This window comes from Flavobacterium koreense, from assembly GCF_054776075.1.
On sequence record NZ_BAAHCF010000006.1, the window covers coordinates 1 to 24,767 of the forward strand.

Here is a 24,767-nt window from a genome sequence, read left to right on the forward strand (position 1 = left end):
CCCATTCCGAACAGAGAAGTTAAGCCCGATTGCGCAGATGGTACTGCATAACTGTGGGAGAGTATGTCGCCGCCTTCTTTTTTAAAAACCCTATTCATAAAGGATAGGGTTTTTTGTTTTATAAAAAATTTTAGGAAAAATACACTCTATTATTTATCAAAATTGATTGTTTCTATAATATCTGAATATTGTTTTGTTTTCTGATTGAATTTTCTAATGTGTAAAGAATCACAGATGAATTCAAAATTAATTTCTGTAGTATTAAATTGTTCTTGAGCTTTTTTCATTCTTTCAGCATCTAATCCTCTAGCTATAGTCATGTGAGCATGAGTATTTTTAATATCAAAACCTATGGATTTATGCATATCAATAATAATATTGTTAAGATATAGTTGCGATTTTTCATCTGGTGAAATAAAAAAGGTATGGTGACTAAAAGAATCTAAATAATCAAATCTAACTTTTTGAGGAGTGATAGTCTTACAAAAATCTTTTATTTGGTTTATGTAAAGCCCTAATGTCAATTCGTTTTCAAGATTTATTATTGTAATATTCGCATCAGAATTTGCACTACCAAACCAACCAATATTATCTTTTAAGGATTTTTTATATGTTTTTATTAAATTTTGCTGTTCTGTAGTTGGGAAAATTACTAAAGAATATAGTGGAATTGCTTTCATATTTATTTCTTTAAATTGTTTTTAAAGAATATTGACAATTATTTTGAATAGGACATTCTGAACATTTAGGATTAGTCGGACGACAAGTTTCTCTTCCTAAAAATGAAATCGCCATTCCTATTTCTCCCCAAATTTCCTTTGGTAGTAATTGCATTAACTGTTTTTCAACTTTGTTACCATCTTTAGCTTCCTCACAAAGACCAATTCTTGGTGAAACTCTTATAACATGTAAATCTGCAATTATGCCTTCAGCTGTAACTTTCATTTCTCGCATAATCACATTTGCGGATTTTCTTCCAATTCCTTTTAAGGCAGTTAAATCGTTAAGATTAGTTGGGATTTTTTTATCGCTCTTTAATGTTTGAGCAATTTCAATTAACCAATTGATTTGGTATTGAAGTTTCTAACTTTGCTTACATAAGGAAATAAATCTTCAATTGTTGCAGTTGATAATACTTCCAAATTTGGAAATTCCTCAAAAAAAGCAGGAGCAATTTTATTAATATTTGCATCTGAATCTTGAGCAGATAAAATAACGGCTACCATTAATTGATATAAATTTTCATAATCTAAAGGATGCTTTTTGCCTTTGTATTTAACCATTAGTGGTTGTAATTTTTCAGCCCAATTATTTGTGTTTTCAAATAATTCCATAATTATTTTTTTATAAATTCAACAATTCGTTTTATTACTTCTGTGTTTCCCAAAATTTTTCGATGACCTAAGTTTTTGGTAATCATCAATTCTGAAATATTCAAGTTTTCTTTAATGTTATAAGCTGCTTTAACATTTACGTCAACATCATTCTCATCATGAATTATTAAAACAGGAATTAAAACTTCTTTTGCAGCATTTGAAGCTGAATAATAGTTCATTTCAACTCCATACTTTTTTTCAAAATGCTCTCTTAATTTAATTCCAATTTCAGATTTCAATTTTAATTTCTTGATAAAATCATCAATTATGTCTTGAATAACATCTCCGCTTCCAATAATAACTACTTTTCTTACTTTCAGTTTTTCTCTAATGGCATTTAAAATGGACATTCCTCCAAGTGAATGGCCAATCGCAAATTCAAATGGTCCAAATTGTTTTTCCAATTCTAAAATAGCGGCAATGAATTCGACCATTATCGATGAATTTCCTTTGGATTTTCCATGTGCTGGAGCATCAAAACTTATTGTCGAATACCCCAAATTCAATAACTCATCTGCAATCTTAACTAATTGAGTTCCTCTGCCAGACCAACCGTGAACTAATAAAATTTTCTTTTCACTTTTTCCATAATGATAAACCACAATTTCTTTATTTATCGAAGGAACAAAAACTATTTCTTGAACACTTTCTTTATCCATATGAAATTCGCGTTTCGGAATTTTATGTTTTATTGGTGTGGTAAATAATTTTGCAGTAAACTTTGTAGCTAATTTTGGTGAAATTGCCACAAATAATTTAGCGGTTATCAATATTACCTTCGGAATTTTCAAAGTTTGGGCTTGTATTTCTTTATTTTTTGACATTTCAATAAATTTTAATGCAAGTTACTTTATTTTATCTTTTTTTCTTAAATTTAGACATCAATAAATTAATCTGAAAAATGTTAAATCAAAAACGCGTAATAATTGAAAATGTATTGCCTCAATTAGACAATGGGGCATTTTTTATAAAAAGAATTGTTGGACAAAAAGTTACTGTAACTGCCGATATTATTTCAGATGGACATGATGTAATGGAAGCGGTTGTTCAATATAAATATGAAAAGGACAAAAAATGGTCAGAAGTTAGAATGAATGCTTTGCCAAATGATGCTTTTGAAGCTGCTTTTTCAGTTGAAAAACAAGGTTATTATTCTTATCATGTTGAAGCTTGGATTGATTATGCACTAAATTGGCAATACGGAATTGGTAAAAAAATCAATGACAATCAACACGTAAAATCAGAATTATTAGAAGGAGTAGAGTATATCAAACCAATATTGTCAAAAGTTTCAGCTTCAGATAAAAAATATTTAAATGAAGTTGTTGATTTATTCTCAAATGAAGCTAATTATGACAAAGCTATAATTGAAGCAGTTTCTGATAAATTAAAAATAATCTTTAAAGAAAATCCAACTAAATTTTTAGCAAATCAAACTCAAGAATTAAGAGTTTATGTTGATAGACAAAAGGCATTATTCAGTACTTGGTATGAATTTTTTCCACGTTCTGCTTCAAAACAAGAAGGTAAACACGGAACTTTTAAAGATTGTGAGCAGATTTTACCAAAAGTGGCTAAAATGGGATTTGATACTTTGTACTTTCCGCCTGTGCATCCAATTGGTGAAGTGAATCGCAAAGGAAAAAATAATGCTACCGATGCTCAACCCGGTGATGTAGGTTCGCCTTGGGGAATTGGTTCGCAATATGGTGGTCATAAATCAATTCACCCTGAATTAGGAACTATAGATGATTTCAAATCATTAGTTAAAAAAGCAAAATCATTAGATATTGAAATCGCAATGGACTTTGCGCTTCAAGCTGCACCAGATCATCCTTATGTGAAAGAATTTCCGCAATGGTTTAAATGGCGTCCTGATGGAACCGTACAATATGCCGAAAATCCACCAAAAAAATACCAAGATATTCTACCAATTTATTTTGAAAGTGATGATTGGAAAAACCTTTGGAAAGAGTTATTAGATTGTGCTTTATTTTGGGTTGAAGAATGTGGAATTAGAGTTTTCAGAGTTGATAATCCACACACTAAACCATTTTATTTTTGGGGTTGCCTTATTGCAGAAGTTAAGAAGAAATATCCAGACGTATTGTTTTTAGCAGAAGCTTTCACACGTCCTAAAATTATGCACGAGTTAGCTAAACAAGGTTTCACTCAATCTTATTCTTATTACACTTGGCGAAATACTAAAGCAGAATTGCAAGAGTATTTAACCGAACTTACTCAAACCAATCAAAAGGAATTCTTCCGTCCAAATTTTTGGCCAAATACTCCAGATATAAATCCGTTTCCATTGCAAGGTGCAAATGAAAGTACACACTTGCAAAAATATTTTTTAGCGGCCACATTATCTTCATCTGTTGGAATTTACGGACCTGTATTTGAATATATGATTTCAGATGCTATTCCCGGAAAAGAGGAATATATGGATAGTGAAAAATACCAAATTCGTCTTTGGGATTGGCAAAAAGAAAATAAAATCACTATGCTAATTTCTAAAATTAATCAAATTAGAAAAGAGCAGACATCATTACAACAAACTAATAATATTGAATTCTGTGATACTGATAACGAACAAGTTATTGCCTATTACAAATTTGACGATAATAAAGAAAATGAAACCTTAATGATTGTAAGTTTAGATGCTTATTATGCTAAACAAGCTTGGATTAAATTGCCATTAAAATCATTAGGAATTCATGAAGGACAATCTATTACAGTTATAGATTTGATTACAGGAAATAGCTATAATTGGGATAAAGAATGGAATTTTGTTGAGTTGCATCCAGTTTTACCTTTTCACTTATTTAAAATTCAGAAGTAATTATTAATGATAAATTTACTGTCATGAAAAACGACAATCAAGATACTTTTACAACCACATTCAAATTTAAAAACGAATGGAAAGATGCTTTCAAAGACGATGAATTCATTAAAATATTTTCGTCTGATATTTTAGAAAACTATATCATCAACAAAAGGTGGTATGGAGGAAAAGCGAGTACTCTAAAGTACATTGAAGTCGTAGATCATTTCAAAATTACTTCTAAAAAGAATACTTATTACGGTGTTTTGCTTGAAGTGAATTTTAAAGAAGCATTTTTCCAACATTATTTTATGCCAGTAGCTTTTATGACTACTGATGAGCTAGATACTAATACCATTATTGCTCCTGCAAAGTTTGGAAATATTGATGGTTATTTGGTTGATGCCTTGCATCAAGATGATTTCAGAAAGTTGTTGTTTGATAATATTGCACAATCTACCGAAAGTAAAGGATTAAAATTGATTTTTCATAAAGGCTCTAATTTGGTTGATAAGGAATATAAGTCTTCCAAATTCATGGGTGTTGAACAAAGTAATACTTCGATTATTTATAACGATGCATTTGTATTGAAAATCTTCAGAAGAATTTATGTTAGCACCAATCCTGATTATGAAATTAGTCGTTTTTTAACTGAAAGAATGCACTATGAAAATACTCCAGCTTATACAGGAAGTATAAATTTGGCTTTGCCAGAAGGAAATATCACTTTAGGTTTGATGCAAGAATTAGTTCCAAATCAAGGCGATGCTTGGAAATTTATGTTAGAACAAATGGATGGTGTTTTTGATAATCTTTCCAGAAAGAAAATTAAAATTGACAAACTTCCAAATGTAGAATTGTTCAAGCGATTGAAAATCAACGAAATTCCACCAGAAATTATTGATTGGGTTGGTTTGAGTTTATTTTTAAGAGTTCAAACTTTAGCCTTGCGAACTGCTGAAATGCACATTGCACTTGGTAGCGACATTCACGAAACTGCTTTTACTCCAACCACTTACAACGGCGATTATACCGTTTGGTTAAAAAATCGTTTGCTATACCAATTCCAAAACCGATTAAATATCATCGAAAATAGTTTGCATAAACTCGACGGAATGGCACTCGATTTAGCACATCAATTCCTTGAAAATAAAAAGCTAATTCGTAAACATTTCGTAGATTTCGATTGGACTAAAATGAAATCGGAACGCATCAGAATTCACGGAGATTTTCATCTTGGTCAAGTTTTAGTAAATGGTGATGATTTCTATCTACTTGATTTTGAAGGCGAACCAGAAAGCACAATCCGTGATAGAAAAGTAAAACAACCTCCATTAAAAGACGTTGCCGGAATGTTCCGTTCTTTTCATTACGCTATTTACGCAACCATTTTCAACAATGCCGATAAATACCCATTTGAACAAGAAGAATTGTTCAAAGCTGGCGAATTATTATTCAAATACCTAGTCGGAGCTTTCTTAGAAACCTATATCGAAAAAGCCCAATCAGGAAACTTAAACATCGGTTACAGTCACGAAATCAACTTTTTACTAAAATATTGCATCCTAGAAAAAGCAGTTTATGAGTTGGGTTATGAGTTAAATTCTCGACCACGATGGGCAGTAATTCCATTGCGAGGCATTCAAACGATTATGGGATATTAATAGTTTATAAACTTTAAAAATTTTTAAAATTCTTTTAGGATTCAATAAAAAATACAAACAATAAAAATGAACCAAGTACAACCACATTCCTTATTTACTGATTTCGACATCGATTTATTCAAAGCAGGAAAACATTTTCAACTATACGAAAAATTAGGCGCACATCTTATTGAAGTAGATGGAGTAAAAGGTGTTTATTTTGCCGTTTGGGCACCATCAGCTCGCTCGGTTTCTGTTGTGGGTGATTTCAATTTTTGGGTTCAAGGCGAGCATCAACTAAACGTTCGTTGGGACGAATCCGGAATTTGGGAAGGTTTCATTCCAGGAATAGATAAAGGAACAACTTATAAATATAAAATTCAGTCTAACAATGGCGGCTTAATCACTGAAAAAGCCGACCCATTTGCTTTATACTGTGAACATCCACCACATACAGCTTCCGTAATTTGGGATTTAGATTATAAATGGAAAGATTCTAAATGGATGGAAATCCGAAAAGAGAAAAACGGATTGGACAAACCATTTTCGGTTTACGAAGTGCATTTAGGTTCGTGGAAAAGGAATGCTGATGGTAAGTTTTTGACTTATATTGAATTAGCAGACCAATTGGTTTCATATGTAAAAGAAACAGGTTTTACTCACGTCGAGTTTATGCCAATTATGGAATATCCTTACGATCCATCTTGGGGTTATCAATTGGTAGGTTATTTTGCACCAACCTCACGTTTTGGGAAACCACAAGATTTTATGCTTTTGGTAGATAAATTGCACCAAGCAGGAATTGGAGTAATCTTGGATTGGGTGCCATCACATTTTCCAGATGATGCTCATGGATTAGGATTTTTTGATGGTTCCAACTTATACGAACATCCAGACAGAAGAAAAGGCTATCATCCAGATTGGAAAAGTTTAGTTTTCAATTATGGACGTAACGAAGTGCGTTCCTTCTTGATAAGTAATGCTATTTTTTGGCTAAAACAATATCATGTTGATGGTCTTCGAGTAGATGCTGTTGCGTCAATGTTGTATTTAGATTATTCTAGAAAAGAAGGCGAGTGGGAACCCAACATTTTTGGAGGAAGAGAAAACTTAGATACCATCAGTTTTTTAATTGATTTTAATGAAGCTGTTTATGCTAACTTTCCAGATGTTCAAACTATTGCAGAAGAAAGTACTAGTTTTCCAATGGTTTCGCGACCAACCTTCCTTGGTGGTTTAGGTTTTGGAATGAAATGGATGATGGGTTGGATGCACGATACTTTGCAATATTTTGCCAAAGAAAGTGTGTATAGAAAATACCATCAAAACGACATAACTTTTTCTATGACTTATGCGTTCACAGAGAACTTCATGTTGCCACTTTCTCACGATGAAGTCGTTTATGGCAAACATTCCATTCAAGGTAGAATGCCAGGCGATGAATGGCAACGATTTGCAAATCTTCGATTACTTTACGGATATATGTTCACGCATCCAGGAGCAAAATTATTGTTTATGGGAAGTGAATTTGGGCAAACATCAGAATGGAATTTTGAAGGAAGTTTAGACTGGCATTTATTGCAATATGGTTTCCACGATGGCATCAAAAAATGTATTACCGACTTGAATGCATTGTATAAAAGTTATCCTGCATTGTATGAAAAACAATTTTCAGCTGAAGGTTTTGAATGGATCAATTATTCAGATAATGAAAATTCAGTTTTAGCTTATATTCGTAAAGGAAATAAAGAAAAAGAAAACTTAATTGTGGTTTGTAACATGACACCTGTTGTTCATGATAATTATCGCATTGGTCTTCCTAGAAAAGGGAAATTAACTGAGATTTTCAATTCTGACAATGAAGAATATAATGGAAGCGGTATTAGTAACTCAAAACCAATAAAAATAGAAGCAACACCTTGGAATGGTAGAGAATTTTCAGCTGAAATTATTCTCCCTCCATTAGGAATTTCTGTTTTTAAAATTTCCTAATTTAACATAAGGACGCAAAGAAAATTAAAATTCCTTGCGTCTTTTTTGCATCTATTTTAGATTTATCAGTAACCGCAAACGTTATCGTTAAAAACTACTTTAATTACTTTTGAAAATTCGATACTACATTCGTATTTTCGCAACTTGTCTTAAAATTAATCCTATGATTATTAATACCGAGCTTGAGTACAAAGGCGATTTATTTCCGTCACAAATTATATCTTACAAACATGAAGTAGATTCTATAGATTTTCATACTGATAATAATGTGATTCTTCGAGTTACTGTTTTACGCGACAGCATGATTCGTTTTCGTTTTACTGCTAAAGGGTATTTCAGCAATGATTTTTCTTATGCTATTGATAAAACTCAATCGCATGGTTATAATGTTCTTGAAGTAACTGAAGAGAGTGACCATTACAGAATTAAAACTTCTAAAGTTTATGTTGTTGTTCAAAAACACGATTGTAGAGTTGGAATTTATGAATTAGATGGAACTACAATTCTAGAAGATGAAATTGGTTTTCATTGGGAAGAATGTTATGAATATGGTGGAAACATTGTAAAAATGAGTAAAACATCACACGATGGTGAAAGTTTTTATGGATTAGGTGATAAACCAACCAATTTCAATTTAAAAGGAAAGCGTGTCGAAAATTGGGCAACCGATCAATACGCTTTTGCAAAAGATCAAGAACCTTTATACAAAGTAGTTCCTTTTTACATAGGACTTCATCATAACAAAGCTTATGGAATTTTCTTTGATAATACCTTCCGTTCGTTTTTTGATTTTAGCCATGAAAGAAAAGGAGTAACCAGTTTTTGGGCTGATGGTGGCGAAATGAATTACTATTTTATTTATGGTCCAAAAATGAGTGATGTAGTTACAACTTATACTCATTTAACTGGAAAACCAGAATTGCCACCACTTTGGACTTTAGGTTACCAACAATGTAAATGGAGTTATTTTCCAGAAGCTAAAGTAAAGGAAATTACAGGAAGATTTAGAGAACTTCAAATACCATGTGATGCTATTTATTTGGATATCGATTATATGGATGGTTTCCGTTGTTTCACTTGGAATAAAGACTATTTTCCAGATCCAAAACAAATGGTTGCTGATTTAGCAAAAGACGGATTCAAAACTGTTGTAATTATTGACCCAGGAATTAAAATCGATAAAGATTATTCGGTTTATCAAGAAGCTTTGGAAAAAGATTATTTCTGCAAAAGAGCAGATGGTCCTTATATGAAAGGAAAAGTTTGGCCTGGAGAATGTAATTTTCCAGATTATACTAATCCAGAAGTTAGAGAATGGTGGGCAGGATTATTCAAAGAATTAATTGCTGAAATAGGTGTGAAAGGAGTTTGGAATGATATGAACGAACCAGCAGTTATGGAAGTTCCAACAAAAACATTCCCATTAGATGTACGTCATAATTATGATGGAAATAATTGCAGTCACAGAAAAGCGCATAATGTTTACGGAACTCAAATGGCGCGTGCCACTTATGAAGGTGTAAAACGATTTGCATATCCAAAACGTCCTTTTGTAATTACTCGTTCAGCATATTCAGGAGCACAACGTTATACTTCATCTTGGACAGGCGATAACGTAGCAACTTGGGAACATTTATGGATTGCAAACGTTCAAATGCAACGTATGTCAATCTCAGGAATGGGTTTCACAGGTTCAGATATTGGTGGATTTGCCGAACAACCATCAGCTGAGTTATATGCACGTTGGATTCAATTGGGAGTATTTCATCCATTTTGTAGAACGCATTCTTCTGGACATCATGGAGAACAAGAACCATGGAGTTTTGGCGATGAAGTAATTGATATCACCAGAAAATTCGTTGAATTGCGTTACCAATTATTACCATATTTATATACAATGTTCTGGCAATATGTAAACGATGGAGTTCCAATGTTGAAACCATTAGTATACTTTGACCAAGACGATGCTCAAACACATTACCGAACTGACGAATTTATCTTTGGAAATCAAATATTAGTTTGCCCAATTTTAGAACCAAATGCATTAGGAAGAAGAATGTATTTACCAGATGGAAATTGGTACAACTACTGGACAAATGAGTTAGTAAAAGGTAAAAAAGAACTTTGGGTTGCTACTGATTTTGATCAGATTCCGATATTTATTAAAGAAGGTGCTATTATTCCTAAATATCCAGTTCAGCAATATGTTGGTCAAATTGAATCTCCAGAATTGTCTCTTGAAGCTTATTTCAAACTAGGAAAAGAAAAATCTTATGTATATGAAGATGCACAAGATGGATATGACTATAATAAAGGTAGATTTAGTTATAAAACGTTTACTCTTAATGGTAAAGAAAATGAGCTTTTCATTACGCAACATAAAGAAGGAACTTTTGAAACCCAATATCAAACTATTAAGATTAATTTGAAAGGATTACCATTCAAAATTAAAGGAATTGAAATTGATAATGAGAAAATCATATTCGATAAAGAGTCGTTAATTCTTGAAAATGGCTTAATTGTTGATAAAGATTTTACAGAATTACACTTCATTGGTGTTTAAATTTTGTAAATTTGAGTTTAATTAAAAATAATTATGAGTTATAAAAAATACACAATCGGTTTTTTGGCAGTAGCCTTAATAATTTCTTGTGCTAAGAATCCTTTTACAGGTAAAAGTACAATGGCTTTGGTGCCAAATAGTCAAATATTTCCAATGGCTTTTCAGCAATACAATCAGTTTTTGACTGAAAATAAAGTAGTTAAAAATACTGCAGAAGCTAAAAAAATTGAAACAGTTGGCACAAAAATAAAGGTTGCCGCAGAACGATGGTTAGCTGCCAATAATCATTCAGATTATTTAAATGGTTACAATTGGGAGTACAATTTAGTTGAAAGTAAAGATGTAAATGCTTGGTGTATGCCAGGAGGAAAAATTGTTTTTTATACAGGAATATTACCAATCTGTAAAGATGATGCAGGAATTGCAGCAGTTATGGGACATGAAGTTGCTCACGCTCTTGCAAATCATGGACAACAAAGGATGAGTGCAGGTATGCTTCAACAACTTGGACAAGTTGGTGCTGCTGTAGCAGTAGGAAACCAAGATCCTCAAACACAACAACAGGTTATGCAAGCTTATGGAGTTGGTTCACAAGTATTAGGGATGTTACCTTTTAGTAGAAAACACGAAAGCGAAGCTGATATGATCGGATTGACTTTAATGGCAATTGCTGGTTATGACCCACAAAATGCAGTTTCTGTTTGGGAACGTATGTCAGCCCAATCAAATGGTCAAGCACCACCAGAATTCTTAAGTACACATCCAAGTAATCAAACAAGAATTGATCATTTAACATCATTGTTACCACAAGCTAAAGCTGAAGCTGCTAAATTCGGAGTAACATTTAAATAATATTCGAGTAATAAAAAAAGAGTATATTTGAAGCTGTCAATTTTTTTGGCAGCTTTTTTTATTTAAAATTACATTATGGCAAATCTTCCTAAAGGACATCCTAAATTATTAAATGCTTGGGCTTTTTATGATTGGGCAAATTCCGTTTATAGTTTAGTAATTGCATCAGCAGTTTTTCCAATTTTTTACGAAATGATTTTTAGTGATGCTAAAAAAGAAAGTGTAAACTTATTCGGTCAAGATATTAAAGCTACAGCAATGATTAGTTTTGTTACAGCTTTTGCTTTTTTGATTGTAGCAATTTGTTCACCTATACTCTCAGGAATTTCTGATTATCTTGGAAATAAAAAAGCTTTTATGAGATTCTTTTGTTACCTCGGTGGTATATCTTGTATTTGCTTGTATTGGTTTGATTTAGACAACCTTTTTTTAAGTTACACAGCCTATTTCTTTGGGCTTATTGGCTTTTGGTCAAGTTTAGTTTTTTATAATTCCTATTTACCAGATATTGCTTTCCCTGAGCAACAAGATAGAGTTAGTGCCAGAGGATTTTCCATGGGATATATTGGAAGTACGATTCTTTTAATTTTAAATCTAGCAATGGTAATGTTTCCGAAAGCTTTTTGGATTGAAACTCCAAAAGAAGCAATGAAAATTTCTTTTGTAATGGTTGGTGTTTGGTGGATTGGATTTAGTCATATAACCTATTATTATTTGCCAAAAGGAAATAGAAACAATGTTCCGCTAACAAAAGATTTTATCTTTAAAGGTTTCCACGAACTAAATTTAGTTTGGAAACAGTTAAAACAAAACCTAGCACTTAAAAGATATTTATATAGTTATTTTGTTTTTATCATGGCTGTTCAAACGGTTATGTTGGTCGCAACTTATTTTGGAGCAACCGAAGTCAATTGGGGTTCAGATGACAAAACCATGGGTTTGATTATTAGTATACTTTTGATTCAATTAGTAGCAGTAGTTGGAGCTTTTATAACTTCGAGAATTTCTGAAAAATTCGGAAACATAAATACTTTAATGGTTTTAAATGGTATTTGGGCTGTTCTTTGTTCTTTTGCTTATTTTGTTGAAACACCAATTCAATTTTATGCCACAGCAGGTTTTGTTGGCTTAGTTATGGGAGGAATACAATCTATTGCACGATCAACTTACTCTAAACTTTTACCAGAAACAGAAGACACTGCATCATTCTTTAGTTTTTATGATGTAACAGAAAAAGTTGGAATTGTAATAGGAATGACAATTTATGGAACAATAGATTTAATTACTGGTTCTATGAGAAATGCAATCGTATTTTTAGGTGTATTTTTTGTAATAGGATTAATTTTATTGACCAGAGTTCCAAGAAAGTAATTTCAAAATTTAAAAAAAAAATAATTATATTTGAACAAATAATTTATAAAGATGAAAAAGAATAAAATATTTTCAATTTTTACATTTCTGTTCATAGCGTTTTCTTTTTTCTCGTGTGATAATGAACCTATAGACCCAACATTGTTACAGCAAGTTAATAACAACAACGGAAATAATGGAGGAGGAGGAAATGGAGGAAATCCAACAAATGGTGTTTTTAAAGTTGATTTTGGAGGTCAAACATGGGTAGCTAATAGTACTGAAGCATTAATGTATACAAACTCCATTCAAATTGCTGGACTTAAGACATCTAACGGACAAACATTTGGATTTGCTTTAAATGGAACTACCGTTGGGACTTATGATTCAACATCCAACTTGATTGCTTATGATGCAAATAATAACTCCAATGGCGATGTATATTGGGCTGTCAATCCAACAAATCCATCAGTTTCAGCAGGAACGGTTACCATTACGAATATAGATACTGTAAACAAAAAAATATCTGGAACATTCAGTTTTACAGGTTATTGGTCTGATTTATCAGTTTCAAATATTCCACCAATTAGTTTTACTAATGGGGTATTTACAAATATTCCTTACACTATTGGCACCAATACGCCAACAGATTTCTTTTCTGCAAAAGTAGATGGTACTGAATTTATAGAAGATCAAATTGATGTTTCAGAAGTTATAGCTTCTGGTTACCCTGATTCATACAGTATAGTTGGTTCAAAAGCAAATGGTGATAATGTTGGATTAAGATTTTCTAAAACGCTTGGTGTAGGAAATTACAATTTTAATGGTCCTTTTAATCTAGATTTAGCGTCAACATGTAAGTTTAACAATCTTTTGTATACTTCCGACACTGGAGCATTAACAATAACAGAAAAAACTGCCACAAGAATCAAAGGTACGTTTAGTTTAACAGTGAGTAATTTTACAACATCTCAAACAAAAACAATTACACAAGGCTCATTCGATGTCGAATTGCCATAAATAATTCAATTTATATATTTAAAATCCGTCGAAATGGCGGATTTTTTTTGTGGCACAATCATTGTTTTATATAGAAAGTTGCTGTTTAAATGTTCAAATTATATTTTTCAGCACCATTTCAATGCAATACATCGATTTTAATTTAGTATGTGTATTGCATAGTCTATATTTGTTACCAAATTGTAAATAATTAAATGTCATATTGACTCAATATATACTATGTCAAATCATAAAATAATCGCCTTTGACAATTTGTCACTTCAAGAATTCGATTCTGAAGCCGAATTGATTCCTCTTTTAACACCAGAAGATGAAGAAGAAATGACTAATGAAGAATTACCTTCTTCATTACCAATTCTGCCATTAAGAAACACGGTTTTATTTCCAGGAGTTGTAATTCCAATTACAGCTGGAAGAGATAAATCTATTAAACTTATTAATGAAGCCAATGCTGGTAATAAAATAATTGGTGTCGTAGCTCAAAAAAATGAAGAAGATGAAGATCCTTCTAAAGATGATATTCACCATATAGGAACAGTTGCCAGAATTCTTAGAGTTTTAAAAATGCCTGATGGTAATATAACGGTTATCCTTCAAGGAAAAAAACGTTTTGAAATTGATTCTATTGTTTCTGAACTTCCTTTTATTACGGCCAACATCAAAGAAGTACCAGAAAAACGACCAGGAAAACACGATACTGAGTTTACTACAATTATTGATTCGATTAAAGAATCAGCAATAGAAATAATTAAAGAGAGTCCAAATATTCCTACTGAAGCGACATTTGCTATCAAAAATATAGAGAGTCAATCCTTCTTAATCAATTTTGTTTCTTCCAACATGAATCTTTCGGTTGAGGAAAAACAGAATTTATTAATGATGAATGTTTTAAAGGAAAGAGCTCTTGAAACTTTGCGTTACATGAATGTAGAGTTGCAAAAACTTGAACTAAAAAATGATATTCAATCTAAAGTTCGTTTCGATTTAGACCAACAGCAACGTGAATATTTCTTGCACCAACAAATGAAAACCATTCAAGAAGAATTGGGTGGCGTTTCTAATGAGCAAGAATTTGAAGAGATGCGTCAACGTGCTAAAACCAAAAGTTGGGATGAAAAAACAAGTAAGCATTTCGAAAAAGAGTTTTCTAAGTTGCAACGCATGAATCCGCAAGCACCTGATTTTGGTATTCAAAGAAACTATCTAGATTTATTTTTAGATTTACCTTGGAATAAATTTTCAAAAGATAATTTTGATTTAAAACATGCTCAAAAAGTTTTAGATAGAGATCACTTTGGATTAGAAGATGTTAAGAAAAGAATGATTGAACATTTGGCAGTTTTGAAATTGCGAAATGATATGAAATCACCAATTATTTGTTTGACAGGACCTCCAGGTGTTGGAAAAACATCTATTGGAAAATCTGTTGCTGAAGCATTAGGAAGAGAGTATGTTAGAATTTCATTAGGTGGTTTAAGAGACGAAGCTGAAATTCGTGGACACAGAAAGACCTACATAGGCGCAATGCCAGGAAGAATTATACAAAGTATAAAAAAAGCTACTACTTCAAATCCAGTATTTATTTTGGATGAAATTGATAAGTTGTCTGTAAGCAATCAAGGTGACCCATCATCAGCGCTTTTGGAAGTTCTAGATCCTGAACAAAACAACGCTTTTTATGATAATTTCCTTGAAATGGGATACGATTTATCTAAAGTAATGTTCATTGCGACTTCTAATACAATGTCAACTATTCAACCTGCATTAAAAGACAGAATGGAAGTTATAAAAATGGCAGGATATACAACTGAAGAAAAAGTTGAAATTGCACGCCAACATTTATTTCCAAAGCAGTTGAAAGAACACGGATTGACTTCAAAAGATTTGACAATTGGTAAAAAAGAATTGGAAAAAATTGTTGAAGGATATACTCGTGAATCGGGTGTGAGAAGTTTAGAACAAAAAATTGCACAAGTGATAAGAAATGCTGCAAAATCTGTAGCAATGGAAGAAGAATACAACAAAAAAGTTACTTCAGAAGATATCGTAAAAGTTTTGGGTTCACCAAAATTAGAACGTGATAAAGCGGAAGGAAACGATGTTGCTGGAGTAGTAACAGGATTGGCTTGGACTTCTGTTGGAGGTGATATTCTTTTTATTGAATCCTTGATTTCTAAAGGAAAAGGAACTCTTACTTTAACTGGAAATTTAGGTACGGTAATGAAAGAGTCTGCTACAATTGCCTTAGAATACATCAAAGCAAATGCAGAACTTTTCGGATTAGACCAAGATATTTTGACAAAATATAACATTCACTTACACGTTCCAGAAGGTGCAACACCAAAAGACGGACCAAGTGCAGGTATTGCAATGTTAACATCTTTGGTTTCATTGTTAACCCAACGCAAAATCAAAAAAGGTTTAGCTATGACAGGTGAAATTACTTTGAGAGGAAAAGTTTTACCAGTTGGCGGAATCAAAGAAAAAATTCTTGCAGCTAAAAGAGCTAATATAAAAGAAATCATTCTTTGTCATGATAATAAAAGTGATATTGATGAAATTAAAGCAAATTATCTAGAAGGATTAACTTTTCATTATGTGAAAGAAATGAGTGAAGTTATTGATATAGCATTAACCAATCAAAAGGTGAAAAATGCCAAAGTTTTAGATTAATTTCATTTAAAAATAGTTTAAGGCATGAGATGAAAACCTCATGCCTTTTTATTTTTAGTATAACTTTAAAAATAATATCTTCGCATTTCCGTTATAGGTTAAGTAAATTGCTATTTTTTGTATGTTTAAAAAACTATTTATCTCCATTTTTTTACTTTTTTGCACTGTAAGTTACAGTCAAATAGGAGGTAGGTCAGTTTATCAATTTTTAAATTTGGTTACTTCTCCAAGGCAAGCAGCATTAGGAGGTAAAGTCATTACTATTTATGATAATGATGTAAATCAAGTGCATTTTAATCCGGCTACAATCAATGCCGAAATGGACAATCATTTGTCTTTAAATTACGGAAGCTATTTTGGTGAAGTTACCTATGGAACTGCTGCTTATGCATACACTTACGACCGACATTTGCAAACCTTTCACGCTGGAGTAAATTATGTAAACTACGGAAATTTTGATGGTTACGACGAAAATGGTCTAGCTACATCTTCATTTACTGGAAGTGAAATTGCACTTTCTTTTGGTTATGCTTACAATATTCCATTTACAAGTTTTTATTTAGGAGCCAATGCCAAATTGATTTCTTCCACTTTAGAAAGTTATAATTCATTTGGTGGCGCTGCCGATTTCGGATTTTTATTTATCGATGAACCTAATGATGTCAATTGGGGATTAGTTGTTAGAAATGTGGGAACTCAATTCACAACTTATGCAGGAACTCAAGAGAAATTGCCACTTGAAGTTTTGATAGGTGTTTCGCAAGAAGTAGAAAATGTTCCTTTAAGATGGCATCTAACTTTAGAAAATTTACAACAATGGAAAATAGGTTTTTCTAATCCTAATCGTGCTATTGGTAGTATTGATGGAGAAGCTACTCAAGAGAAAGTTGGTTTTTTAAATAATGCTTTGCGACATGTAGTTTTAGGTGCCGAATTGTTTCCAACTAAAGCAATAAACGTTAGACTTGGATATAATTTTAGAAGAGCAGAAGAATTGCGAATTGTAGATCAAAGAAATTTTTCGGGAATTTCACTTGGATTGGGATTGAAAATGGGTAAAATGAAATTTAATTATTCTTATTCAAGATATACACTTGCAGGAAACACAAGTCTTTTCGGACTAATAATTGATTTTTCAGACAACAGTTATTAAACAGATATACATTGAAAAAAATTACTATTGCTATCGACGGTTTTTCTTCAACAGGAAAAAGTACTTTAGCCAAACAACTTGCTAAACATTTAGGATACGTTTACGTTGATACAGGAGCTATGTATCGCGCAGTAGCTTTATTTGCTATGCAAAAAGGATACATTTCCTCTTCAAGTTTTGATAAGCAAGCACTTATTAATGATATTCCTAAGATTAAATTGCATTTCGAATTCAATGCAGATTTAGGCTTTGCTGAAATGTTTTTGAATGATGTAAATGTTGAAAAAGAAATTAGAACTATTGAAGTTTCAAGTTTTGTAAGTAAAGTGGCGGAAGTTTCAGAAGTTCGTGCTAAATTAGTAGAACAACAAAAAGAAATGGGTAAAAACAAAGCCATAGTTATGGACGGACGTGACATTGGAACCGTAGTTTTTCCAGATGCTGAATTAAAGATATTTATGACTGCAAGTGCTGAAACTAGAGCACAACGTCGCTTTGACGAACTTCAAGCCAAAGGTGACACTGTTTCTTATGAAGATGTTTTAAAGAATGTTCAAGAACGCGATTACATTGATACTCATAGAGATGACTCGCCTTTAGTAATAGCTGATGATGCTATAGAAATTGACAATTCTTACCTTTCTAGAGAAGAACAATTTGCTGCAGTATTAGAATTGGTTGAAGAAATTACTAAAACGTTGTAATTTTTTGCAAATCTCAATTTTAATAGTAGATTTACAATCTATTTACATTACAAAAACATATAATTATGAGTATAAAGTTTAGATTAACTCTAATGAGTTTTCTTCAATTCTTCGTTTGGGGTGCATGGTTGATAACTATTGGAACTTATTGTTTAAATTCAAAAGGTTGGGGTTTTCCTGAGTTTGGAGCGATATTTTCTACGTTAGCATTATCGTCTTTATTTATGCCTGCTCTAACAGGAATTATTGCTGATAAATGGATGAATGCCGAAAAATTATACGGAATTTTACATATTTTTTATGGATTAATTCTTTTATATGTTCCTCAAATTGATAATCCAGAAACTTTGTATTATGTGATTTTTGGAGCAATGATATGTTACATGCCTACAATTTCGCTATCAAATTCAATTGGTTATACCATTTTGAAAAATAATAATTATGATGTTGTAAAAGTCTTTCCTTCAATTCGAGTTTGGGGTACAATTGGCTTTATTGCCGCTATGTGGATAACAAATTTTTCGCATAGTAATGTAAATGCAAATCAGTTTTATATAGGAGCAATTGTAGCTATTGGATTAGGAATTTACTCATTTTCTTTGCCAAAATGTCCACCACAAAGAACAATTTCTGAAAACGCTGGTATTGTAGAGCAATTAGGATTAAACGCGTTTTCTCTTTTTAAAAACTCTAAAATGGCAATGTTCTTTATTTTTTCATTGTTTTTAGGAGCAGCTTTACAACTCACTAATATGTATGGCGACGCTTTTTTGTATGATTTTGCAAAAAATCCTGAATATTCCAAATCATTTGTGACAGAAAATTCAACTTTCATAATGTCATTATCTCAAATTTCGGAAACTGTTTTTATTTTAACAATTCCATTTTTCTTAAAAAGATTTGGAATCAAGAATGTTATGTTAATATCAATGTTGGCTTGGGTACTTAGATTTGGATTTTTAGCTTTCGGAAACCCCGAAGGATTTGGGTTAATTTTGATATTAGTTTCAAATATTGTTTATGGAATGGCATTTGATTTCTTCAATATATCAGGTTCATTATTTGTTGAAACCACTACAGATTCAAAAATTCGTTCGTCTGCTCAAGGATTATTTATGATGATGACAAATGGAATAGGAGCATATTTAGGTAGCAAAGTTTCAGGCTTTGTAATAGGAAAATATTTTGTCAATGACGGAGTTTCAGATTGGCACAACATCTGGCTTGCTTTTGCTGGATATGCATTAGTAATAGCAATTCTATTCGCGATTTTCTTCAAGCACAAACACAATCCTGATGAAGTTGCTAGCGTGAGTCATTAAAACTTAAAAATAGTATCAAAAGCCCTTTCTTAACCTAGTTTTGAAAGGGTTTTTAGTTTAATGCAAATTTGTTGTATTTTGAAGAGATAAATATTTTGTAATTAATAAATTATGCTTACTTTTGCAAACCTTTTGGCGAAGAAGAGTTTCCTTTAGGTATCAACTATTTATGTAAAACACTGCTGCTGTTTTCTATTCGATAATAAACTCAAGAAGCACGGCATACAAATTTTTTATCAGCATGTCTGAATTAAACAAAGAACAACAAGCGTTTTTAAACGAATTTAACTGGCACAATTACGCAGAAGGAATTGATGCAGTAGATCAAAAAAACTTACAAGAATTTGAAGATTTAGTTACTAAAACTTTCATCTCTACTGATCAAGAAGAAGTAGTTGAAGGTGTTGTAGTTAGAATCACAGATCGTGACGCTATTGTTGACATTAATGCAAAATCGGAAGGTGTTATTTCATTAAACGAATTCCGTTACAACCCAAACTTAAAAGTGGGTGACAAAGTAGAAGTATTAATCGACGTTCGTGAGGACAAAACAGGTCAATTAGTATTATCTCACAGAAAAGCAAGAACTATCAAATCATGGGATAGAGTTATTTCTGCTAACGAAACTGGTGAAATTGTTACAGGTTTTGTTAAATGTAGAACTAAAGGTGGTATGATTGTAGATGTTTTCGGAATTGAAGCATTCTTACCAGGTTCACAAATTGATGTGAAACCAATCCGTGATTACGATGTATACGTAAACAAAAACATGGAATTCAAAGTTGTGAAAATCAACCACGAATTCAAAAATGTTGTTGTATCACACAAAGCGCTTATCGAAGCAGATATCGAAGTTCAGAAAAAAGAAATTATTGGTCAATTAGAAAAAGGACAAGTATTAGAAGGTGTTGTTAAAAACATTACTTCTTATGGTGTGTTTATTGACTTAGGTGGTGTTGATGGATTAATCCACATTACTGACCTTTCTTGGTCAAGAATCAATCACCCAAGTGAAGTTCTTGAATTAGACCAAAAATTGAACGTAGTTATCCTTGATTTCGATGACGAAAAAACAAGAATCCAATTAGGATTAAAACAATTAAACGCTCACCCATGGGATGCACTTGGTGCTGAACTTAAAGTTGGTGACAAAGTGAAAGGTAAAGTAGTAGTTATTGCTGATTACGGTGCTTTCATTGAAGTTGCTGAAGGTGTTGAAGGTTTAATCCATGTTTCTGAAATGTCTTGGTCTACTCACTTAAGAAGTGCTCAAGATTTCGTAAAAGTTGGTGATGTTGTTGAAGCTGTTGTTTTAACTCTTGACAGAGACGAAAGAAAAATGTCATTAGGTATCAAACAAATGACTCAAGATCCATGGACTGATATCACTTCTAAATACCCAGTAGGTTCTAAACATACAGGTATCGTTAGAAACTTTACAAACTTTGGTATTTTCGTAGAACTTGAAGAAGGAATTGATGGATTAGTTTACATCTCTGACTTATCTTGGACTAAGAAAATCAAACATCCATCAGAATTTGTTAACGTAGGTGACAAACTTGATGTAGTAGTATTAGAATTAGATGTTGAAGGACGTAAATTATCTTTAGGTCACAAACAAACTACCGCTAATCCTTGGGACAAACATGAAGATGCTTTTGCTGTTGGAACTATCCACACAGGAACAATTGCTGAAATCGTTGACAAAGGTGCTACTGTAGATTTCGGAGATGATGTTGTTGCGTTTATTCCAACTCGTCACTTAGAAAAAGAAGATGGTAAAAAATTGAAAAAAGGTGACGAAGCTGAATTCAAAGTAATTGAGTTCAATAAAGAATTCAAAAGAGTTGTTGCTTCTCACACTGCTATCTTTAGAGAAGAAGAAGAGAAAAATGTTAAAGCTGCGTCTGAATCAGTTGCTGCTTCTAACAATAATAATCAAGCTTCAACTTTAGGAGATAACAATGATATCTTAGCTGAATTAAAAGCTAAAATGGAAAAAGGAGGAAAATAATTCTCTAATTTTCTAAAATACTTTAAAAGCTCTCAAGAAATTGGGAGCTTTTTTTATACTTTTGATTTTTAATTTATTACTATGAAAAAAAATTACTTTATTATTATTCTGTTTTTTGTCTTTGCCAAAGTAAATGCTCAAATAATTAATTTTCCTGATGCTAATTTTAAAGCAAAATTATTGCAATCAAGTACTACTAACGAAATAGCACAAAATGCATCCTATCAAAATATTAAAATTGATGCAAATAATGATGGAGAAATTCAAGTTTCAGAAGCACTGTTAGTTGGCACATTGAGTATTGCTAATTCTAATATTAATGATTTAACAGGGATTAGAGAATTTCAAAATTTATCTTTTCTATATTGTAATAATAATTTTTTTTCAATGTTGGATTTAGGAAATATGAGTGTTATCCAAATCGATTGCAATAATAATCCTAATTTATTGTGGATTAATGTGAAAGATAATAGAATTATTTCATTTTCGTGCTGTCCACCGCCTCCAATTGTAACCTATTTATATTTTCAAAATTGTCCAAGTTTGCAATATATTTGTGCAAATGAAGATGAAATTAGTTTTTTGCAAAATGAAATTAATCAGAATGGTTACAGTGCAACCTGTAATATTAATAGTTATTGTAACTTTAATCCTGGAGAGACTTTTTATAATATTATAGGCAATACCAAATTTGATATTAATTCTAATGGTTGTGATGCTTTAGATTTGTCAGTTCCAAGTATGAAAATTTCAATTTCAAATGGAACAAATTCAAATGTATTTATTCCTAATTCAATTGGAAATTATTCAATTCCAGTTGTATCTGGTCAGTATTCAATAACTCCAGTGTTTGAAAATCCAAATTATTTTACTTCTACACCTTCAAGTTCAAATGTTAACTTTCCAACAAATGCTAGCCCTTTTACTCAGAATTTCTGCATTGCTCCAAACGGTAATCATAATGATATAGAAATTGTAATAGCTCCATTAGTTGCAGCTCGACCAGGATTTGATGCTTTGTATAAAATTGTATTTAAAAACAAAGGAACATCCACTCAATCAGGTACAATCAATTTATCTTATAATGATGCGGTTTTAGATTTTGTTTCTGCAACGCAATCGACTTCTAGCCAAACTACAAATAATTTAAATTGGAATTTTTCTAATCTAGCTCCATTTGAAACAAGAACGATTAATGTTACTTTAAATGTTAATGCGCCAACAGAAACTCCTGCTGTTAATGGTGGTGATGTTCTAAATTATTCAGCTACAATTTCTGGATTAATAGATGAAATGCCACAAGATAATACTGCTACGCTTGCACAAATTGTGGTTAATTCATTTGATCCAAATGACAAAACTTGTTTAGAAGGAACTACAGTTTCTCCTTCTGTAATTGGACAATATGTTCACTACATGATTCGTTTTGAAAATACAGGAACTTTTAATGCCGAAAATGTTGTAATCAAAGATATTATTGATACTTCAAAATTTGATATTTCAAGCTTAGTTGCACTAGATGGAAGTCATAATTTTGAAACAAGAATCTCAAATAACAACAAAGTAGAATTTATATTTCAAAATATTAATTTACCTTTTGATGACGCTAATAATGATGGTTATGTAATTTTTAAAATTAAAACAAAATCCAATTTAGTTGTTGGAAATTCATTCTCAAATAACGCAAGCATTTATTTTGATTATAACTTTCCAATTGTTACTAATAATTATACAACTACAATTACAGCATTGAATAATCAAGACATAAGTTTTAATAATTATTTTGAAATAGCACCAAATCCTATTAAAGATAATTTAAATCTTTCGATTAAATCTAATACTCAAGTTTCCTCTTTAAGTATTTATAATTCTATTGGTCAGTTGATAATGACTATCACGGAACCTCAAAATACTATAGATGTTTCCAGTCTTAAAACAGGTAATTATATAATAAAAGTTGTTTCCGATAAAGGAATTAATACTAGTAAGTTTATTAAAGAATAATAAGAAATTTACATAATTAGAGATAAAAAAACTACAGCAAAAATTGAAAGATTCTTTGCTGTAGTTTTTTAAGTAAAGTGCTATAAAATTATTCTTTTATTATTTTGTTAGTGTAAATAACCTTATCTGAATCTAATAATTTCACAAAGTAAATACCTTTATTTAATGAACTAATATCAATAGTAAAACTGTTGTTTTCTATCGCATTAATCTCAGTTTCAAAAACCTTCAATCCTCTTATGTCATAGAGAACTGCTGTTTGCGGCAATACAGATTGTGTTGCGTCTGTTTGTATAGTGAATTGATTTTTTGTTGGATTTGGATAAAGTTTAAAAAAACTATTAGTAACTTCACTATTATTTAAAGTCAAAGTATAATTAATTTTAAATGGATAGTCTTGAGGGATATCAGGAGCACTTGAAGGAAGTCCACTGTCATTTATATTAAACCATCCAATTTCTCCAGGAGCATTTAGATAAAATCTAGAAGAACTATTTGTTGGGTAACCTCGACTTCCAGGATATCGATTTAATGGAACCATAACAGGAGATGTGTAAATATTATACCTGGGTTGAAAAAGAATCCAATAGGTACCAGAATTCAAAGACAAACTAAAATTACCTCTTATTTTCCAAATTTTATTATTTAAATTCGCTGTTCCAGCAATAAAACTACCTAAACTAGAACTTGTATTTTTTATGTGATACATTAAAGCATTACCACTATTTGATGCATCAAAAGAATTTATAGTAATATCACCATGTAATTTTATAGACGAACTTAAAGAAGGATCTGCATTCCAAATTTCAATTCCCAATTCTGTAATAGGTAATGATGATGAAAGATTCTGAAATACATAAAACTCAAAATTATTGATATTCCATATCTGTCCAAAAGGAACTATAAAATCATCTGCATACAAATTTTTATTATTTGGACCATAATCTATAGGTATTCCATCTTGTGTATTTGTAATAGTTGGTTCACCGACATTACTTTGCAACTCAGACCATGTATAACCTGCTGGTGCAGTAACGCCACTATTAGATACGGTCCCAGTTGAAAGATTTCCATTAACATATTGTTGAGAAAATGTGGTGTACGTCAACAAGAAAAAAACTAATTGTAAAATTTGCTTCATGTAATATTGCTTAAATTAAATTTTCTCAAAAATAAAGAAATAATTTACAAGTCTATATTTATTTATAATTAATAATTGGCAATTTTTCTAGTTTTCCTTAAAAGGTCGGTTCCAAATCATGTTATTAAACTAATGT

18 protein-coding genes, 1 rRNA gene and 1 pseudogene are annotated in these 24,767 nt (G+C 31.5%); 14 read left to right on the forward strand and 6 right to left on the reverse strand.

Translation table 11 applies throughout. From position 1 onward, the window contains the following. A 5S ribosomal RNA gene (gene rrf / locus ACYU7A_RS03110) occupies positions 1-78 on the forward strand; the annotation flags it as partial. Between the two features lie 71 nt (positions 79-149). Here rrf and ACYU7A_RS03115 read toward each other — a convergent pair. From ACYU7A_RS03115 to ACYU7A_RS03135, 5 genes and pseudogenes are all read right to left on the reverse strand, one after another. Next, entirely contained in the window at positions 150-680 is a 531-nt protein-coding gene (locus tag ACYU7A_RS03115) for a 2'-5' RNA ligase family protein (protein ID WP_460574151.1), read from the reverse strand. A 10-nt stretch (positions 681-690) separates the two neighbouring features. Next, entirely contained in the window at positions 691-954 is a 264-nt protein-coding gene (locus tag ACYU7A_RS03120) for an endonuclease III domain-containing protein (protein WP_460574152.1), read from the reverse strand. A gap of 33 nt (positions 955-987) precedes the next feature. Further along, positions 988-1,068, reverse strand: a pseudogene (locus tag ACYU7A_RS03125) (endonuclease III domain-containing protein); the annotation flags it as partial. Next, entirely contained in the window at positions 1,056-1,334 is a 279-nt protein-coding gene (locus ACYU7A_RS03130) for an endonuclease III domain-containing protein (protein WP_460574153.1), read from the reverse strand. The pseudogene ACYU7A_RS03125 and the gene ACYU7A_RS03130, both read right to left, overlap by 13 nt. A 2-nt stretch (positions 1,335-1,336) precedes the next feature. Further along, positions 1,337-2,200, reverse strand: coding sequence for an alpha/beta fold hydrolase (locus ACYU7A_RS03135; protein ID WP_460574154.1), 864 nt, complete (start codon positions 2,198-2,200; stop codon positions 1,337-1,339). A 77-nt stretch (positions 2,201-2,277) separates the two neighbouring features. On the opposite strand from ACYU7A_RS03135, the gene ACYU7A_RS03140 reads away from it, so the two are divergent. The 13 genes from ACYU7A_RS03140 to ACYU7A_RS03200 all read left to right on the forward strand — a co-directional run bounded on the left by ACYU7A_RS03140 (position 2,278) and on the right by ACYU7A_RS03200 (position 23,490). Then, positions 2,278-4,218, forward strand: coding sequence for an alpha-1,4-glucan--maltose-1-phosphate maltosyltransferase (locus ACYU7A_RS03140; protein ID WP_460574155.1), 1,941 nt, complete (start codon positions 2,278-2,280; stop codon positions 4,216-4,218). Positions 4,219-4,241: 23 nt separating this feature from the next. Beyond that, positions 4,242-5,864, forward strand: a complete 1,623-nt coding sequence (locus ACYU7A_RS03145) for a maltokinase N-terminal cap-like domain-containing protein (protein ID WP_344816491.1) — start codon at positions 4,242-4,244, stop codon at positions 5,862-5,864. 66 nt (positions 5,865-5,930) lie between these two features. After that, the gene (gene glgB, locus ACYU7A_RS03150; RefSeq protein WP_460574156.1) at positions 5,931-7,835 is read left to right on the forward strand and encodes a 1,4-alpha-glucan branching protein GlgB; all 1,905 of its coding nucleotides are present in this window, start codon (positions 5,931-5,933) and stop codon (positions 7,833-7,835) included. Positions 7,836-7,998: 163 nt separating this feature from the next. Beyond that, positions 7,999-10,398, forward strand: a complete 2,400-nt coding sequence (locus tag ACYU7A_RS03155; RefSeq protein WP_344816488.1) for a glycoside hydrolase family 31 protein — start codon at positions 7,999-8,001, stop codon at positions 10,396-10,398. Between the two features lie 33 nt (positions 10,399-10,431). Further along, complete coding sequence (locus tag ACYU7A_RS03160; protein WP_460574157.1) at positions 10,432-11,250, forward strand: M48 family metallopeptidase; 819 nt, start codon at positions 10,432-10,434, stop codon at positions 11,248-11,250. Between the two features lie 75 nt (positions 11,251-11,325). Further along, positions 11,326-12,621, forward strand: a complete 1,296-nt coding sequence (locus ACYU7A_RS03165) for an MFS transporter (protein WP_460574158.1) — start codon at positions 11,326-11,328, stop codon at positions 12,619-12,621. A 51-nt stretch (positions 12,622-12,672) separates the two neighbouring features. After that, the gene (locus ACYU7A_RS03170) at positions 12,673-13,620 is read left to right on the forward strand and encodes a DUF6252 domain-containing protein (RefSeq protein WP_460574159.1); all 948 of its coding nucleotides are present in this window, start codon (positions 12,673-12,675) and stop codon (positions 13,618-13,620) included. 219 nt (positions 13,621-13,839) lie between these two features. Next, on the forward strand, positions 13,840-16,293 hold the full coding sequence (lon, locus tag ACYU7A_RS03175) for an endopeptidase La (RefSeq protein ID WP_460574160.1): 2,454 nt from the start codon (positions 13,840-13,842) through the stop codon (positions 16,291-16,293). Positions 16,294-16,414: 121 nt separating this feature from the next. After that, a complete protein-coding gene (gene porQ, locus ACYU7A_RS03180; protein WP_460574161.1) occupies positions 16,415-17,446 on the forward strand; it encodes a type IX secretion system protein PorQ in 1,032 nt (343 codons plus the stop codon). Positions 17,447-17,457: 11 nt separating this feature from the next. Then, positions 17,458-18,150: a (d)CMP kinase gene (cmk, locus tag ACYU7A_RS03185; RefSeq protein WP_460574162.1), complete on the forward strand. Its 693-nt coding sequence runs from the start codon at positions 17,458-17,460 to the stop codon at positions 18,148-18,150. A gap of 65 nt (positions 18,151-18,215) precedes the next feature. Next, the gene (locus tag ACYU7A_RS03190) at positions 18,216-19,472 is read left to right on the forward strand and encodes a nucleoside permease (protein WP_460574163.1); all 1,257 of its coding nucleotides are present in this window, start codon (positions 18,216-18,218) and stop codon (positions 19,470-19,472) included. A gap of 241 nt (positions 19,473-19,713) precedes the next feature. Next, the gene (gene rpsA / locus ACYU7A_RS03195; protein ID WP_396143448.1) at positions 19,714-21,486 is read left to right on the forward strand and encodes a 30S ribosomal protein S1; all 1,773 of its coding nucleotides are present in this window, start codon (positions 19,714-19,716) and stop codon (positions 21,484-21,486) included. Between the two features lie 81 nt (positions 21,487-21,567). Beyond that, complete coding sequence (locus ACYU7A_RS03200) at positions 21,568-23,490, forward strand: T9SS type A sorting domain-containing protein (protein WP_460574164.1); 1,923 nt, start codon at positions 21,568-21,570, stop codon at positions 23,488-23,490. A gap of 88 nt (positions 23,491-23,578) precedes the next feature. Here the strand turns inward: ACYU7A_RS03200 and ACYU7A_RS03205 are convergent, their stop codons facing one another. After that, positions 23,579-24,631, reverse strand: coding sequence for a T9SS type A sorting domain-containing protein (locus tag ACYU7A_RS03205; protein WP_460574165.1), 1,053 nt, complete (start codon positions 24,629-24,631; stop codon positions 23,579-23,581). Positions 24,632-24,767 lie beyond the last annotated feature (136 nt).

Bases quoted from the DNA above. Each gene is read 5' to 3' on its own strand.
- ACYU7A_RS03200 (WP_460574164.1), top strand. From the start codon at position 21,568: ATGAAAAAAAATTACTTTATTATTATTCTGTTTTTTGTCTTTGCCAAA.
- ACYU7A_RS03135 (WP_460574154.1), bottom strand. From the start codon at position 2,200: ATGTCAAAAAATAAAGAAATACAAGCCCAAACTTTGAAAATTCCGAAG.
- lon (WP_460574160.1), top strand. From the start codon at position 13,840: ATGTCAAATCATAAAATAATCGCCTTTGACAATTTGTCACTTCAAGAA.
- ACYU7A_RS03145 (WP_344816491.1), top strand. From the start codon at position 4,242: ATGAAAAACGACAATCAAGATACTTTTACAACCACATTCAAATTTAAA.
- ACYU7A_RS03115 (WP_460574151.1), bottom strand. From the start codon at position 680: ATGAAAGCAATTCCACTATATTCTTTAGTAATTTTCCCAACTACAGAA.
- ACYU7A_RS03130 (WP_460574153.1), bottom strand. From the start codon at position 1,334: ATGGAATTATTTGAAAACACAAATAATTGGGCTGAAAAATTACAACCA.
- ACYU7A_RS03190 (WP_460574163.1), top strand. From the start codon at position 18,216: ATGAGTATAAAGTTTAGATTAACTCTAATGAGTTTTCTTCAATTCTTC.
- glgB (WP_460574156.1), top strand. From the start codon at position 5,931: ATGAACCAAGTACAACCACATTCCTTATTTACTGATTTCGACATCGAT.
- porQ (WP_460574161.1), top strand. From the start codon at position 16,415: ATGTTTAAAAAACTATTTATCTCCATTTTTTTACTTTTTTGCACTGTA.
- ACYU7A_RS03155 (WP_344816488.1), top strand. From the start codon at position 7,999: ATGATTATTAATACCGAGCTTGAGTACAAAGGCGATTTATTTCCGTCA.
- ACYU7A_RS03160 (WP_460574157.1), top strand. From the start codon at position 10,432: ATGAGTTATAAAAAATACACAATCGGTTTTTTGGCAGTAGCCTTAATA.
- ACYU7A_RS03205 (WP_460574165.1), bottom strand. From the start codon at position 24,631: ATGAAGCAAATTTTACAATTAGTTTTTTTCTTGTTGACGTACACCACA.
- ACYU7A_RS03140 (WP_460574155.1), top strand. From the start codon at position 2,278: ATGTTAAATCAAAAACGCGTAATAATTGAAAATGTATTGCCTCAATTA.
- rpsA (WP_396143448.1), top strand. From the start codon at position 19,714: ATGTCTGAATTAAACAAAGAACAACAAGCGTTTTTAAACGAATTTAAC.
- ACYU7A_RS03170 (WP_460574159.1), top strand. From the start codon at position 12,673: ATGAAAAAGAATAAAATATTTTCAATTTTTACATTTCTGTTCATAGCG.
- ACYU7A_RS03165 (WP_460574158.1), top strand. From the start codon at position 11,326: ATGGCAAATCTTCCTAAAGGACATCCTAAATTATTAAATGCTTGGGCT.
- ACYU7A_RS03120 (WP_460574152.1), bottom strand. From the start codon at position 954: ATGCGAGAAATGAAAGTTACAGCTGAAGGCATAATTGCAGATTTACAT.